We start from the raw sequence: 15,567 nt of genomic DNA, 5'->3' as shown, positions 1-15,567 counted from the left end.
ACGTTTACAAAGTTCACCTGTTTTTAACATTTCCCCTCTCGTTCGTTTACATGTTGCGCGTACACTAAAGGTGTAGCACATGAATCGAGATTGAGGGGGATATGAGATGATTCCATTATTCGAAGAGCGATGGATGTCTGATTTATTTTTATCGACGAGCAATCCAAGTTACGGTCTTCCTACATTACCTGAACACGAAGCAGATTGGTTGACGATTGAAGTCCAACAGCGTATTGTTAATGATGCCGAGCAAAAATCTTTGAGTTCAGGAACAACTCAACCAAGAGAGGAAGAACGTGTATGATTCAGCAAAACACTGTTCGCGCTTGGCTCGCTAGTCGAATCAAAAAATAATGATCTTATTTTCCAAAACGATATAGCGCGTCAGCGCGCATATAAAGAGCCGAAGCGGATTCCCGCCTCGGCTCTCTTTTTATTATTTTTTAATCATGCCTTCTTCAATCAAGAACTCACGTGCGACATCTTCTGGACGTTCTTTTTCGACGTCAGCCTTAAAGTTCAATTCTTGCATCTTCTCATCCGTGATTTTATCTTTTAACAAATTGAGAATTTCTTTTAACTCTGGGTGTTCATCCAACGTTTCTTGACGAACGATTGGAACCGCGTAATACGGTGGGAAGAATTCTTTATCATCCTCAAGGACCGTCAAATCAAATTTCTTCAATAATCCATCTGTCGAGAAACTATCGATGACGTTCGTTTTTCCATTCGTCAATGCTGTATAACGAAGCCCACCATCAACAGGCTGGACATCTTCAAATTTCATGTCCGGATATTTCTCTTTTAAGCCGAGGTATCCGTCTTCACGATTCGCGAACTCAATTGTTGAACCAAGAATCAGACGATTACTGACAGCAGCCATATCCGAGACTGTTTTCAAATCATACTTTTCGATGTCTTCTTTTGTCATCGCTAATGCGTACGTGTTATTGAAACCAATCGGATCGAGGACATCGACCTGACTTTTCGCTGGAATCATTTTTTTAACTTTTTCATACACGACTTCTGGATCCGTTTCTACTTCTTGTTTGAGTACATCGATTAGAAGCGTCCCCGTATAGTCTACATACGCGTCAATTTCTCCAGTCTCAAGCGCACCATAGGCAACTTTTGTACCACCGAGGTTTAATTGACGTTCGACTTCTAAATCTGTCTTATCTTCGATTAAATCAGCCAACATGTTCCCTAAAATCAATTGTTCCGTAAAGTTCTTTGACCCGATGACGATTTTATCCGGCTTCAAGAACGAATACGCAACCGTTCCACCAATTAATAAAACGACGATACTTGCGATGGCAATTTTTTTAGCACCAGACATCGCTTGACGACGTTTACGTTTCCGGTTTTTAATACGACCGTCAGCAAGCGGAATGCCGCTCGGTGCAACCGAATACTCAATCCGGCTGACGATGAAGTCAATCGCAAGTGCTAAAATACCCGCTGGAATCGCACCGGCTAAAATCTGATTGTTATCTACCGTTTGAATACCGGAGAAGACAAGATAACCAAGTCCACCGGCACCGATGAAGGCAGAAATCGTCATCAATCCAACCGCTGTCACGGCAGAAATCCGAATTCCGGCCATCATGATCGGTAAGGCAAGTGGAATCTGGACTTTTCCTAAAATCTGACGTTCTGTCAGACCGATTCCTTTAGCCGCTTCAAGCATGTCACCTGGAATGCTTGAGAGACCCGTATATGTGTTCTTGACGATAGGTAACAAAGAATAAAGTACAACCATGATGATGGCTGGTGTCGAGCCGATCCCGATGAACGGAATCAAGAAACCAAGTAACGCGAGACTCGGAACCGCCTGAACGACACTCGTCAAGGCGAGGACTGGTTTAGCGAACCGTTGATAACGTGTAATTAAAATACCGAGCGGAATCCCTAAGATAACTGCGATGACGACCGCAAATACGGTCAGCTGTAAGTGTTCAAGTAATAAGTTCCAGATTTGATCGGTGTTATTTTTTACATAGTCAAAAAATCCACTCATTGCACTTCCTCCTCCTGAATGAACTGCTCACTCAAGACGGAAAGCAAGCTACTTCGTGTAATCAAGCCGCGTAATTGACCGGCTTTGTTCGTTACAGGTAAATAACCTGTTTCTTCATGGTTCATTACTTCTAATACATCAAGCAGTGAATCCTGTTCATCGACGGCAACAAGTTCACCTTCCATGAGTTCTTCAATTCGTTGACTCTTATCTGAAACCGTTTGGATGTTTTTTAATTTAACGATTCCCTGTAATGTACGATCCCGATCTGTAATCAGCAGGCTATCTACTTTTCGTCCACGCATGATTTCTATCCCTTGTAGCAACGTCCGCTTACCACTGATTGAGACGGGATCTTCAATCATGATATCTTCTGCTTTGATGAACGCCGGACTACTCCAAATTTTATTTTTCCCAATGAATGATTCAACATATTCATCTTTTGGATGTCGTAAAATTTCTTCGGGTGTATCAAATTGAACGATTTCCCCATCACGCATGATACATATCCGATCGGCTAGCTTGATCGCTTCATCCATATCATGGGTGACGAATACGATAGTTTTCTTTACTTCTTCTTGGAGATTAAATAATTCTTCTTGGAGGTCATTGCGGGTAACGGGGTCGAGCGCACTAAACGGTTCGTCCATCAAAATAACATCTGGATCATTCATCAATGCGCGGGCAAAACCGACACGTTGTTGTTGTCCACCACTGAGTTCGCTTGGGTAGCGGTCAATGAATTGTTTCGGGTCGAGGCCGACCATTTGGAGAAGTTCTTCTGTCCGTTGATCCATTTGATCGTGATCTTTTCCTTCTAGACCGGCAATCAATTGAATATTTTCACGAACGGTCATGTGTGGGAATAGACCGGTTTGTTGAATGACATAGCCCATATGGCGTCTAAGTTCAATCGTATCCGTCTTCATGATGTCCTTCCCATTCACTAAAATCGTTCCTGAAGAGGGCTCAATCAAACGGTTGATCATCTTGAGCGATGTTGTTTTTCCACAGCCACTCGGACCGATGAATACAACGAGTTCGCCCGCTTTGATTTCTAGCGTCAAGCCTTTTAAGACGACGTTGTCCTTAAATTGCTTCCCAACATTTTTAAATTCGATCATCCATATTTCACTCCTTTTACTATTTCCATATATTATGTTTTCCCTGTTTTTTTTGAATTCAAACAATATTTTTCGTTTTTTTGTTTAAATCTCGAAATAAACGGGAATTGTTCTGTTTTTTTGTTAAAAAAGGGTAATGATAAGTAAAGCGTTTGCGGAAGTGTCAGCGGACTGAAAAGGAGGAACTCATGATGGGTAAAAAATGGCTTCGGTTACTTGTTGTTTTGTTACTGATGTTCATTCCATTGTCCAGTTATCAGCTACCAGTCGAAGCAGCTAGCTCAACATTCGTCACGAAAGGTTCGACAACGAGCAAAGTGGTGGCATTGACGTTCGATGACGGAGCGGACGGTACAAACATCGGTAAAATCCTCAGTATCTTAAAAAGTAACAATGTCAAAGCAACCTTCTTCCTGACCGGTGCCGGTGCCGCGAATCACCCACAGTCGATCAAAAATATCGCGAACGCAACACCGACGCATCAAATTGGAAATCACTCCTACAGTCACCCCGATTTTACGACTTTGTCTGCAAGTCAGATGACAAGTGAATTGACACGGACGGAAAGTCTGCTTAACTCATTAACAGGACGGACGACCAAACCAATTTTCCGGGCTCCATTTGGTGCAAGCAACAGTTCTGTTTTAGCAGCCGTCGGTAATGCCGGTTACACGAAAACGATTCAATGGAACATCGATACGACGGACTGGAAAGGAATCAGTTCTACCGCAATCTTGAACCGCGTCATTTTGAACATCGTTCCGGGATCGATTGTCTTAATGCATACGGGTGCCGGTGCATCCGGAACCCCAACCGCCCTTCCTTCAATGATTACGCAACTGAAAGCTAAAGGGTATACGTTCGTTACGGTTTCTGAATTACTGCAACTCCCGACTTCAGGTAGTAAAACGTATACCGTCAAGTCTGGCGATACGCTCTACAAAATCGCAAACCTCTATAACATTTCTGTCAGCGCTTTAGCTAAAGCAAATAACATCACCAACTTTAACCTGATTTCTGTCGGACAAGTCTTGACGATTCCCGGTACGTCAACGACACCTCCCCCAACCTCAACGACTTCTTATACCGTCAAAAGCGGGGATACACTCTATTCTATCGCTCGGAAGTACGACGTTTCCGTCAGTGCACTCGCTTCAGCAAACAACATCACTAACATCAATTTGATTTCTGTTGGTCAAGTATTGAAAATTCCCGGTACGTCAACAACACCTCCCCTAACAACGACGTCTTATACCGTCAAAAGTGGAGATACACTTTATGCGATTGCCCGTAAGTACAATGTCACAGTCAGCTCGCTCGCAGCAGCGAATAAGATTACGAATGTCAGCTTGATTTCAATCGGTCAAGTATTGGTCATCCCCTCCAAATAATTTGACTTGATGCTCCCTCAAAACGTTTCGAAACACCATCTTTCGGCAGATAAACCTGTCTCCCAAAATTTAAAACAGCAAGCCTTCCTCGTTTCGGTCGACGGGGAAGGCTTGCTGTTTATTAAGATCGTACGTTTTCTAGACCGAGATCACACGTAACGAGATCCGCATATGTTTGGCGTCGGACGACTTCACGCGCTTCCCCTTGATTGACGAAGACGACTGCCGGACGTAAAAATTGATTGTAGTTGCTCGCCATCGAGAAATTATAGGCACCCGTCCCGAAGACCGCCAGCGTATCCCCGCTAGCCGGTTCCGCCACTTGCGCTTTTTCTGCGACTAAATCGCCGGATTCGCAAGCAGCACCAACGACCGTCACTTCGCGCAGCGTTCCTGTCACCCGATTGGCGATGACTGTTTCGTAGACTGCACCGTACAGCGCAGGACGGATATTGTCTGCCATGCCGCCATCAACAGACAGATACGTCCGAACCCCTTGGACTTCTTTAATCGCCCCGACCGTATAGAGTGTCGTCCCGGCATTCGCGACAACCCACCGCCCTGGCTCAATCCCAATCCGTGGACGTTCGATTCCAAGTCGTGTCGACTCTTCCTCAATAATTGTCATGACATGCTCCATCGTCTGTTCAAAATCAAGCGGGACATCGTCTTTCGTATACGCGATCCCGAATCCACCGCCGACGTTGACTTCGCTCGCCGTGAATTCCGTTTCTTGGCGAATCGTTTCGACAAACCCCATCATCGTCCGCGCCGTCCGCTCGAACAAGGTACGATCTTGGATTTGCGATCCAACGTGACAATGAATACCGAGCAGGACAAGATGTTCCGACGCTAAGATTGCCCGAACGGCTTCAAGATACGAGTCATCATGGGTCGAGAACCCAAATTTCGTATCGACGCCACCCGTCTGAATTTTAGTATGTGCCCCACCGATGACCTGGGGGACGATTCGAATCAATACGTTTACCGTCTGACAAGCATCTGCTGCAATTTGTTCGAGCTGTGCAATCTCACCGTAATGGTCGATGACGATTTTTCCGACACCTTCTTCAACGGCATACCGTAAATCCTGCGTCGATTTATTTGATCCGTGGAAATAGATTCGTTCAGCCGGTACACCCGCTTGACGCGCGATGTAAAGCTCGCCCCCCGTCACGACATCGATTCCGAGTCCGTGACGTACGACTTGCTGATAGACGGCACCAATCGTCAACGCTTTTGAAGCAAAGGAAGCATACGTATTCGGGTATTTCGTTAAGAAACCATCTCGTACGGTCGCTAAACGGTCTGTCAGTTCACGCTCTGCCATCACGTAAAGGGGTGTTCCATATTGTGCTGCTAAATCTGTTGCTGCGACACCATCGATTTGAAGCGTGTTGTCTTGTTCCGTCAAATACGAGCTTCCGTACATAAATAGTTCCTCCTTATAGATAACGGTGTGCCAATCGCCATGAGCGTGCACACATCTGTTCCGAATTATTTGCCGTTCCCGTTCGTGTGATGTCGTCGATTTCAATCCCGTCCCCGTACAAGACGACTTCATCCCCGACTTCGACTGTCGAATCAACGGCAACGAACGTATGGCTCATGAATAATTTACTAATGATTGAATACGGTTTCCCGTGAATCAATACAGGTAAAGCGGACCGTCCTCGCACGACACCATCACCATAACCGACCGGTAAGACGGCGACACGAAGCGGTTGATCCGTCGTGTAAGACGTGCCGTATCCGACGTGTTCGTCCGCCCCAACTTCACGGATTTCAACGACTTCTGTCGTCATCCGTAATGTAGGGACTAACCAGTCCATCTTTTCAATCGGTGAATAACCGAACAAAAAGATACCGGGACGAACATAGTTACAAAAGGCGAGGCGTTCGTCATGTTTGACGATCGTCGCACTATTTTCAGCATGCATGTACGTAAATTCATGTTGTGTCCGGACGACGTTCGCAATCGCTAAGAAACGCTCGACTTGTCCATCATGGTCCGCTCCCGGCTCGTCTGCGAGCGGAAAATGTGTATATAGCCCTGTCAAACAGAGCTGTTGCTCCTGCACTACTTCAAGGACTGCTTGCGCTTCTTCAAGTGAACTGACACCAAAACGGTTCATCCCGACATTGACCTTTAAATGGAGTTCGATGTTCGAAAGGTCTGCTTGATACCGCTTCAACCAATCTACCGACGGGATTCCAAGCGCGATGCCATAGTCTCGAGCAGCCTCGAACTGAGTCGCTGGATTCATCGCTAAGACATAACTGTCTGGAAAATTCGTTTTAATTTCAATTGCCTCATAGACTTCAGCAACCGCAAAATGATGCACGCCCGCTTCCATCAATGTCCCAACCATTTCAAGCATCCCTAGGTTATAAGCATTATTCTTCACCACGGCGAAAATCTGTTTTTGCGATCGAGCGAAGACCGATGCGACATTTTGTCGCACCGCTTCCCGATCGATTGTTACGCGTGTACGTGTATTCATTCAGCTACCGCTGGTGTGACGTGTGTCAACCAGTCTGCATATTGTGGGAGTTGTCCTGAGACCGTTTGTCGGTAAAGCTCGAGCAATTCATCCGCGACAGCCCGTGTTCCGCCGTTGATTGTAATATGGTCGATTTCACCAACACTCGTGATTTCTGCCGCTGTCCCTGTTAAGAAAATCTCGTCTGCGACATACAGTTCGTCTCGCCCGATGTGGCGTTCGACGACTGGGTACCCTTGATCTTGCGCGAGGCGCATGATGACTTGACGCGTGATGCCGTCAAGGACAGAACAGTCGAGTGACGGCGTGTAGATCGTCCCGTTTTTCAACATGAATAAGTTCGCGACACTCGCCTCACTGACATTACCGTTCATATCGAGTGCGATTGCTTCGTCAAATCCATCACGAAGGGCTTCGCCTTTTAAGAGTTGTGAGTTCATATAGTTCGCAGCGGCTTTCGCTTGCATCGGCATCATCGTTGACGATACCCGACGATAAGAAGCGACTTTCGCACGAATGCCGACACCTTTATCGAAGTATTCACCAAGTTCCCAACATGAGATGCCGACGTGAACCGTCGTATCTTTTGCCATCAAGGCTTGCCACGGTGTTCCGAGGAAAACGAATGGACGGATGTAACAAGACTCAAAGCCATTTTTCGCAACGAGATCAATCGTTGCCTGGACAAGTTCTTCCACTGTATATGGAATCGTGACGTGATAGAACGCGCAACTCCGGAAGAGACGTTCGATGTGTTCCGTCAATTGAAAAATTGCCGGACCGTCAGGCGTCGCGTACGCACGAATCCCTTCGAAAAAACCACTTCCGTAATGAATCGCGTGTGACATGACGCTCGTATTCGCTTCTTTTGGATCATGAAAAATCCCGTCTAACCAAATCGCTTCACCATACTGTGTATCCACTGCCATGTGTTTTCCTCCTCTTCGACGTCAATCAGAGTGAACGTAAATCATCCACTAGTTGCGTCTTCTCTGCTGTTTTTTCGTCTTTCTGTTTGATGACGCGTGCTGGTGTTCCAGCAACGACGCTACCTGCAGGGACGTCTTCTGTGACGACACTGCCTGCTGCAACGACTGCATCTTTTCCGACACGGACGCCTTCCAAGATGACGGCGTTCGCTCCAATCAAGACACCATCTTCGATGATGACCGGTGTTTTTGAAGGTGGCTCAAGGACACCTGCGACCACGGCACCTGCACCGACATGAACGTTTTTCCCAATCGTGCCACGTGCTCCGACGACGGCGTTCATATCAATCATTGTACCATCTCCGATCGATGCACCGATATTGATGATTGCACCCATCATGACGACTGCATTGTCACCGATGACGACGTGATCACGAATCCACGAACCCGGCTCGATACGGGCGTTCAAGTGACGTGTGTCAAGCATCGGTACAGCACTGTTCCGACGGTCGTATTCGACGTGGACGTCCGTAATCCGGTCTGAATACTTTTCTAAGAAAGTCGCAGCAAGTCCTGCATCGGCGAAGAAAATTTTTGATTCATCCGATCCAAAAGCTGTCGCCCCTTCAATCGTCAAGCCCGCTAAATCGCCATTGACATAAAGTTTGACCGGTGTCTGTTTTTTAGCATCTTTAATGAATTTCGCAATTTCGTAAGCATCAGTTAGTAACATGTGAATCCTCCTGTGAGTAGAGCGTCTCTAACGTGTAGAGTCCCGCCGATTTTTGAATGAGTGCTTCGGCTGCTTTAATCGCACCTGAAGCAAATACTTTTTTTGATAATGCCGTGTGCTTGATTTCAATCAATTCATCGACCCCGGCGAACAACACTTCATGTTCACCGAAAATTGTTCCACCACGCATCGAGTGCATGCCGATCTCAGACGCTTGGCGTTTTTCCCGTGTCGATTCACGTTCATAGACCGGCTGGACGTCACGGAGTTCTTGAATCGTCCGCAATAAGAGTTCTGCCGTCCCGCTTGGTGCATCGACCTTTTGATTGTGGTGCTTTTCTAACAGTTCAATATCGAACGAACTGGCGAGTGGTACGAGCACCTGTAACAATTGCTGCATCATCGCAATCCCGAACGACATGTTGTACGACTGAAAAATCGGAATCTCAGCCGAAGCGTCTTTTATCGTTTGTAACTCCGCTTCCGAAAATCCGGTCGTCGCGATGACGAGCGGTGTTTTCGTTTTGAGGCCATACGCCAGTAAATCCGGCAACAAGCTCGGGTGCGAGAAATCGATGATGGCATCGACTTCTTCCGTCAACTCGGATACGGTTTGATACGACGGCACTTTCTCTGCTGACTTCGTTCGGTCGATGACAGCAACGACTTCAGCGGGTGCCAATTCCTCGACATAATGCCCTGTCGCACCATATCCATGAATGGCAAGCTTCATCGAACCACTCCTTTATAAGCATGCATCGTCTCGAGTAAGTGTGCGTGCCCGGCATCCGATTGGCGAACGAGCGGCAAGCGTGGTGCACCGACTGCAAACCCAATTTCTTCGAGTGCTGCTTTAACCGGAATCGGGTTGACGTCACTAAAGATGGCTGCGATGACAGGCATTAAATCGCTTTGAATGCGCCGTGCCGCAGTTAAATCATTCGCAAGCATCGCTTCAGCAAGCGCTTGTGTTTCTGCCGGGTACGGGTTCGACAGGACCGAGATGACACCTTGTGCCCCCCATGCCATGTACGGCAGGATTTGATCGTCGTTGCCACAGAAGACTGCAAAACCTTCGGGGAGTGCCGTCATCAATTCACCCATGAAACTGACATCCCCGCTCGCTTCTTTGAATGCTTGAATGTTCGGATGCTCCGCGAGTGTCACAGCTGTCTCAACTGCAATCGCGACACCGGTCCGTGAAGGAACGTTGTATAACATGATGGGTAATTCGACAGCATCCGCGACTGCGGTGAAGTGAGCAACCAAACCGGCTTGCGACGTTTTATTGTAATACGGTGTCACGAGCATCGCTGCGTCAGCTCCAAGGTGTTGCGCCGTTTTCGTTTTTTCGATCGTCTGTGCCGTATTGTTCGTTCCCGTACCGGCAATGACCGGAACACGGCCTGCCGTGACACGAACGGCCGTCTCAAGTAATGTCTCGAATTCTTCACTCGAAAGCGTCGATCCTTCTCCTGTCGTCCCCGCGACGACAAGCGCTTGGATATTGGCTGCAAGCTGCTGTTCAATCAGTTGTTCAAAAACGACTAAGTCGAGTTCACCTGCTGAATTGAACGGTGTCGCTAATGCTGTTCCTGCTCCTTTGAACATGTTAAATTCCTCCTTAGTATGATTAAGAATGGATGCCGTTTTCTAAAGCATGACGCGCGACCTGGACTGCATTTGACGCCGCGCCTTTTCGAATGTTATCCGCGACACACCAGAGATGGAATGTGTTCGCGAGCGTTTGATCTTGACGAATCCGCCCGACGTACACTTCGTCCGTCCCGCTTGCATCAAGCGGCATCGGGTACTGATTTCGCGAAACATCATCAACCAGTACGACGCCTGGCGCGTCAGCAAGTGCTGTGCGAATCGCTTCGACCGTCGTCTCGTTTGAAAACGTCACGTTGATTGCAACTGAATGCGAATTTGTGACGGGAACACGGACACACGTCGCACTGACCGGTAAGTTCGGTTGGTTAAAAATCTTCCGTGTCTCGTCAATCATTTTTTGCTCTTCTTTCGTGTACCCGTCTTCTAAGAAGACATCGATATGCGGCAAGATATTATCATGGATCGGGTGCGGATAGTTGACCGGTTCTTCACCGCGACTGCCACGTGCTAAATCCTCGATTCCTTTTTGACCGGAACCGGAGACGGCTTGATACGTCGTATACGTGATTCGTTCAAAACCTAAGTGTTTGAGCGGTGCCAGGGCAACGACGGATTGAATCGTCGAGCAGTTCGGGTTAGCGATCAGTCGGTTGGTGCTGCTGACCGCTTCCGGATTGACTTCTGGTACGACGAGCGGAATTGTCTCTTGCATCCGGAAAGCACTTGAATTATCGACGACAAGTGTTCCGTGTTCTGCCAGCAAGGGGGCATACTGTTCACTGATTGCTCCACCGGCTGCGAATAATGCGACGTCGATCCCGTGATGGATGATGTCTTCCGATAAAGCTGTAATCGTCACGTCCGTTCCATTAAACGAAACGACTTTTCCTGCTGATCGTTCTGAAGCATACGCCGACAGTTGACCGACTGGAAAATCGAGTTCCTTCAAGACTTGTAACATCTTTTGTCCGACGGCGCCTGTCGCACCGATGACTGCTACGTGATACATGTTCATTCCTCCTTACAGGCTAAACGCGTTCGCGATCGCCGCGACCGTTCGTTCGATATCTGCTTGTGCGATTGTATACGAGATGCTGATTTCTGATGTCGTGACTTGATAAAACGTGATGTTCTCGGCACGGAACGTCGCGAATAGTTTTGATGCGACGCCCGTTGCGTCACGCATTCCGATTCCGACGACCGATAACTTGGCATGCTCGTTATGACGATCGACTTTAACGGTCGGAAAACGATCGATGATATCCTTCAGCGCCTCTTCGAGAAACTCTTCTTCATCGAGTGGACAAGAGAACGAGAGGAACACGTCACTATCAAAGGTCGTTTGACTGATCATGTCGATATTGACATGGCGATTCGATAACAATTCAAAAATGTCGGCGACTGCTGAATTGGTTTGTGGAACGTGTTTGATTGAAACCGTCAAAACATTTTTCGTTACACTGACGCTCGTGACTGCTTTTTGTTCCATCGTTTCTGTTGCCTCCATGATCCAAGTCCCTCTTTCCGATTCAAGTGTTTTCCCAACAAAGATATGCACGCCGTATTTTTTTCCGAGTTCGACGCTGCGCATCTCCATGACCTTCGATCCCAGTGCACTCATTTCCATCATTTCATCATATGAAATTTGCGGAATCGGCTGTGCCGCTTGATGAATCCGTGGATCCGCCGTATAGACGCCGTCGACATCCGTATAGATTTCACAGCGCTTATCAAGGACGGCCGCTAAGGCGACAGCCGTTGTGTCTGATCCACCACGACCGAGTGTTGTAACATCCCCAAGCTCGTTGACGCCTTGGAATCCGGCGACGATGACGACATCATAGGTTTCGAGTTTCTTTCGTAACAAGTCCCCGTCAATTTGTTTAATCTTACTTTTCGTATGAACCCCCATCGTGCTGATTCCTGCCTGCGCACCTGTTTGTGATAAGGCTTTTACTCCGACGGAATTTAAGGCGATGCTGAGTAACGAAATCGTTTGTTCTTCGCCGATTGCGAGCAATCGATCGAGTTCACGTCGTTCAGGACGATCCGTGATTGCTTGTGCTTGTGCGATGAGCGAGTCTGTCATCTTCCCCATCGCAGAGACGACGACGACTAGTTTTTCACCTTGTTCTGTCCGATTTTTTAAATAATTCGCAATTGACTGAATCTGTTCGACAGTCGCGACCGAGCTTCCACCAAATTTAAGTACAGTTGTCACAATCCTATCTCCTTTGTCCCGAAACAGAAAAAAACGACGGGCCGGTAGGAGCGTTCCTACGGCCCGTCGTTATCACGATCGGACAAACGAAGACAAAGTCTTTCGTTCTTTTACGTAAGATAGCGCTCCGAAACATCGGTTTCGGCAGTACAACGGATCTTAACCGTTGTACCAGCAAATAAGAAGAAGCATCTTTCTCATTCACTTCGGCGGATTTCCCCTTTCACATCACTCAGCATGCTCGCTTCAATAAATGATGTTACTGATGTCATCCGCGCCTCTATCTGTCGGTTGTTAGTTACAGTTATAGCAAACATTTTTTGTTAAATCCAGTCATTTGCTAAAATTTTTTCATTTTTCCGTTAATCAGTTAGTTTCGCCTTCGCTTGAGCGAGTTGTTCAGATACAGCAGCAAAGCCGGTTCCGCCATAGCTACCACGTCGTGCGACAGCCTGGACAGGATCGAGGAGCGGATAAACATCTTCCGCGATGACGGAGTGGAACGTTTGATACGTTTCAAGCGTTAAATCTTTTAAGAAACAATTCGTCTGCACACAATGGAGGACCGCTTTTCCGACGATTTCATGTGCTTCCCGGAAAGGAACACCTTTTGTGACGAGATAATCTGCTAGTTCCGTCGCATTCGAGAAGTCTTGCATTGTCGCCTTCTTGAGCGCTTCTGTCTTAAACGTTGCGGATTCGAGCATTCCTGTAAAGATTTGAACGGATTGTAAAACGGTATCTGCCGTATCGAAGACCCCTTCTTTATCTTCTTGCATGTCTTTATTGTAAGCGAGCGGTAATGCTTTCATCGTCGTCAGGAACCCCATCAGGTTTCCATAGACACGCCCTGTTTTTCCGCGAATCAATTCAGCGAAGTCCGGGTTTTTCTTTTGTGGCATCATGCTCGAACCCGTTGAAAATGCATCGGACAATTCGATGAATGAAAATTCTTGCGACGCCCAGATGATGATTTCTTCACAAAAGCGTGAGAGGTGCATCATGACCGTCGAAGCAATCCCGAGGTATTCAATGACGAAGTCACGGTCCGATACAGCATCGAGGCTGTTCGGATAGACGTGCTCAAATCCGAGCAGTTCCGCTGACTTGAAACGGTCAATCGGGAATGTCGTCCCGGCGAGTGCCCCCGCACCGAGCGGCGAAATCCGAATCCGTTTCAAATTATCCGTCAGGCGATCAACGTCACGGTCGAACATCCAAAAATACGCGAGTAGATGGTGTGCAAGTGAAATCGGTTGTGCCCGCTGTAAATGGGTATACCCCGGCATGACGGTCTCGACGTGTACATCCGCCTGTTCCGTAATCACCGTCTGCAAGTTGCGTAGGCTTTCGATTAAGTCAACCACATGTTGTTCCATCCATAAATGTAAATCCGTCGCAACCTGGTCATTCCGACTTCTCGCTGTATGCAATTTGCCTGCGACCGGTCCGATTTGTTCCGTCAGCAACCGTTCGAGATTCATGTGGATGTCTTCGTCAGCAAGCGAATAGACATGTGTTCCAATCGAAGCTTGTAACGTCTTGAGACCCGCTTCGATTTTTTTCCATTCCGCTTCTTCTAATATGCCTTGTTGATACAACATATTGGCATGGGCGAGACTTCCTTCTAAATCAACTGCCGCAAGCTTTTGGTCGAATGAAATCGATGCTCCAAACGCTTCAGCCTGAGCGGAAGCCCCTTCTGTAAACCGTCCGCCCCAAAGTTTCGTCATTTTGTCACGCCTTCCTGCCGATGAACACTTGCGTGTGTCGCAATCGCAAGACCATGCAATTTAATGAATCCTTTCGCTGCTTCATGATCGAACGCATCTTCTTTCGTATACGTCGCAAGCTTCTCATCATAAAGTGACACCGGTGACTGACGTCCTGTGACCGTCGCATTGCCTTTATAAAGTTTGACCCGTACTTCGCCCGTGACATCTTGTTGTGTCGCTTTCAAGAAGGCTTTCAAACCTTTTGTCAACGGGGCATGGAACAAACCATTATAGATGGTTTCTGCATATTGTTGACTTAAAATCGGTTTGAAGTGTGCGACGTCTTTCGTCAATGTGATGGTCTCGAGTGCGGCATGGGCTTTTAGCAAGACCGTTGCTCCCGGACATTCATAGACTTCCCGTGATTTGATTCCGACGAGACGGTTCTCGACGTGGTCAATCCGTCCGACCCCGTGTGCCCCGGCGATGATGTTGAGTTCTGTAATCAACTTCGCCAGCGGATAGGCCGTTCCGTTGATTGAAGTCGGAACACCTGCTTCAAAACCGACAATGACTTCTTCTGCCTGATCCGGTGCTTCTTCCGGTGCGACCGTCAGTGCGTAAGCATCTTGCGGCGGTTCCGTCCAAGGGTTTTCAAGGACACCACATTCGTTACTCCGTCCCCAAAGGTTCATATCGATTGAATATGGGCTGTCGAGATTGATTGGAATCGGAACATTGTTGTCTTTCGCATAAGCGATTTCCTCTTCACGTGACCATTTCCATTCCCGCACAGGGGCGATGACTTCCAGTGAAGGATCGAGTGCTGCGACCGAAACTTCAAACCGGACTTGGTCATTTCCTTTTCCCGTACAACCATGTGCAACGGCCGTCGCGCCATGTTGATGCGCAACTTCGACGAGCTTTTCAGCAATCAGCGGGCGAGACAGTGCCGAAATCAGTGGATACGCGCCTTCGTAGTGGGCACCGTATTGAAGTGCTGGTAAGACGAATTCATTTGCGAATTCTTCTTTGACATCAAGAACGATCGATTCAACGGCTCCGACGAGCAACGCTTTTTCCTTGATGACAGTCAGGTCTTTTCCTTCGCCGACGTCCATACATAAAGCGACGACATCATAATCCTTACTCAACCATTTGATTGCCACCGATGTATCAAGTCCCCCAGAATACGCTAAAATTAATTTTTGTTTCGCCATTATTAATTCCTCCCTGATTTCGAATTCATCTGTCTGTATAAAAATTCATTATGAATTATATATATACATAGACTTTCAAAAAAAGAAACCCTT

14 protein-coding genes and 1 riboswitch are annotated in these 15,567 nt (G+C 47.4%); of the genes, 2 read left to right on the top strand and 12 right to left on the bottom strand.

Features of this window, described 5'->3' with window-relative positions; translation table 11 throughout:
* The first annotated feature begins 106 nt into the window (after window positions 1-106).
* Window positions 107-304: a hypothetical protein gene (locus tag P403_RS0110680; protein WP_029332631.1), complete on the top strand. Its 198-nt coding sequence runs from the start codon at window positions 107-109 to the stop codon at window positions 302-304.
* Between the two features lie 132 nt (window positions 305-436).
* On the opposite strand, the gene P403_RS0110675 is transcribed toward P403_RS0110680, so the two are convergent.
* Window positions 437-2,020, bottom strand: coding sequence for an ABC transporter permease/substrate-binding protein (locus tag P403_RS0110675; RefSeq protein ID WP_029332630.1), 1,584 nt, complete (start codon window positions 2,018-2,020; stop codon window positions 437-439).
* Entirely contained in the window at window positions 2,017-3,144 is a 1,128-nt protein-coding gene (locus P403_RS0110670; RefSeq protein WP_029332629.1) for an ABC transporter ATP-binding protein, read from the bottom strand. Before P403_RS0110670 ends, P403_RS0110675 begins: the two co-directional genes overlap by 4 nt.
* A gap of 191 nt (window positions 3,145-3,335) precedes the next feature.
* Between P403_RS0110670 and P403_RS0110665 the strand changes: the two genes are divergently transcribed.
* Entirely contained in the window at window positions 3,336-4,535 is a 1,200-nt protein-coding gene (locus P403_RS0110665) for a LysM peptidoglycan-binding domain-containing protein (RefSeq protein ID WP_034801150.1), read from the top strand.
* A 121-nt stretch (window positions 4,536-4,656) separates the two neighbouring features.
* Here the strand turns inward: P403_RS0110665 and lysA are convergent, their stop codons facing one another.
* The 10 genes from lysA to P403_RS0110615 all read right to left on the bottom strand — a co-directional run bounded on the left by lysA (window position 4,657) and on the right by P403_RS0110615 (window position 15,474).
* A complete protein-coding gene (gene lysA, locus P403_RS0110660; RefSeq protein WP_029332627.1) occupies window positions 4,657-5,967 on the bottom strand; it encodes a diaminopimelate decarboxylase in 1,311 nt (436 codons plus the stop codon).
* A 13-nt stretch (window positions 5,968-5,980) separates the two neighbouring features.
* Window positions 5,981-7,039, bottom strand: a complete 1,059-nt coding sequence (gene alr, locus P403_RS0110655; RefSeq protein WP_029332626.1) for an alanine racemase — start codon at window positions 7,037-7,039, stop codon at window positions 5,981-5,983.
* On the bottom strand, window positions 7,036-7,968 hold the full coding sequence (locus P403_RS0110650) for a branched-chain amino acid transaminase (protein WP_029332625.1): 933 nt from the start codon (window positions 7,966-7,968) through the stop codon (window positions 7,036-7,038). Before P403_RS0110650 ends, alr begins: the two co-directional genes overlap by 4 nt.
* Window positions 7,969-7,993: 25 nt before the next feature.
* Window positions 7,994-8,701 (bottom strand): 2,3,4,5-tetrahydropyridine-2,6-dicarboxylate N-acetyltransferase, encoded by a 708-nt coding sequence (dapD, locus tag P403_RS0110645; RefSeq protein WP_029332624.1) that lies wholly within the window; start codon window positions 8,699-8,701, stop codon window positions 7,994-7,996.
* A complete protein-coding gene (gene dapB / locus P403_RS0110640) occupies window positions 8,688-9,434 on the bottom strand; it encodes a 4-hydroxy-tetrahydrodipicolinate reductase (protein ID WP_029332623.1) in 747 nt (248 codons plus the stop codon). The genes dapD and dapB overlap by 14 nt, the downstream gene beginning before the upstream one ends.
* The gene (gene dapA, locus P403_RS0110635; protein ID WP_029332622.1) at window positions 9,431-10,312 is read right to left on the bottom strand and encodes a 4-hydroxy-tetrahydrodipicolinate synthase; all 882 of its coding nucleotides are present in this window, start codon (window positions 10,310-10,312) and stop codon (window positions 9,431-9,433) included. Before dapA ends, dapB begins: the two co-directional genes overlap by 4 nt.
* A 22-nt stretch (window positions 10,313-10,334) precedes the next feature.
* Window positions 10,335-11,327, bottom strand: coding sequence for an aspartate-semialdehyde dehydrogenase (locus P403_RS0110630; RefSeq protein WP_029332621.1), 993 nt, complete (start codon window positions 11,325-11,327; stop codon window positions 10,335-10,337).
* A 12-nt stretch (window positions 11,328-11,339) separates the two neighbouring features.
* Entirely contained in the window at window positions 11,340-12,539 is a 1,200-nt protein-coding gene (locus tag P403_RS0110625; RefSeq protein WP_029332620.1) for an aspartate kinase, read from the bottom strand.
* Window positions 12,540-12,651: 112 nt separating this feature from the next.
* A riboswitch (Lysine riboswitch) is annotated at window positions 12,652-12,830 on the bottom strand.
* A gap of 71 nt (window positions 12,831-12,901) precedes the next feature.
* Complete coding sequence (gene argH / locus P403_RS0110620; protein WP_029332619.1) at window positions 12,902-14,272, bottom strand: argininosuccinate lyase; 1,371 nt, start codon at window positions 14,270-14,272, stop codon at window positions 12,902-12,904.
* On the bottom strand, window positions 14,269-15,474 hold the full coding sequence (locus P403_RS0110615; protein WP_029332618.1) for an argininosuccinate synthase: 1,206 nt from the start codon (window positions 15,472-15,474) through the stop codon (window positions 14,269-14,271). The genes argH and P403_RS0110615 overlap by 4 nt, the downstream gene beginning before the upstream one ends.
* Between the last annotated feature and the right edge of the window lie 93 nt (window positions 15,475-15,567).

The organism is Exiguobacterium oxidotolerans JCM 12280, assembly GCF_000702625.1.
GTDB classification, from domain to species: domain Bacteria; phylum Bacillota; class Bacilli; order Exiguobacteriales; family Exiguobacteriaceae; genus Exiguobacterium_A; species Exiguobacterium_A oxidotolerans.
The sequence above is the reverse complement of the archived record's forward strand: the minus strand, read 5'-3'. Positions and strand labels throughout refer to the sequence as shown.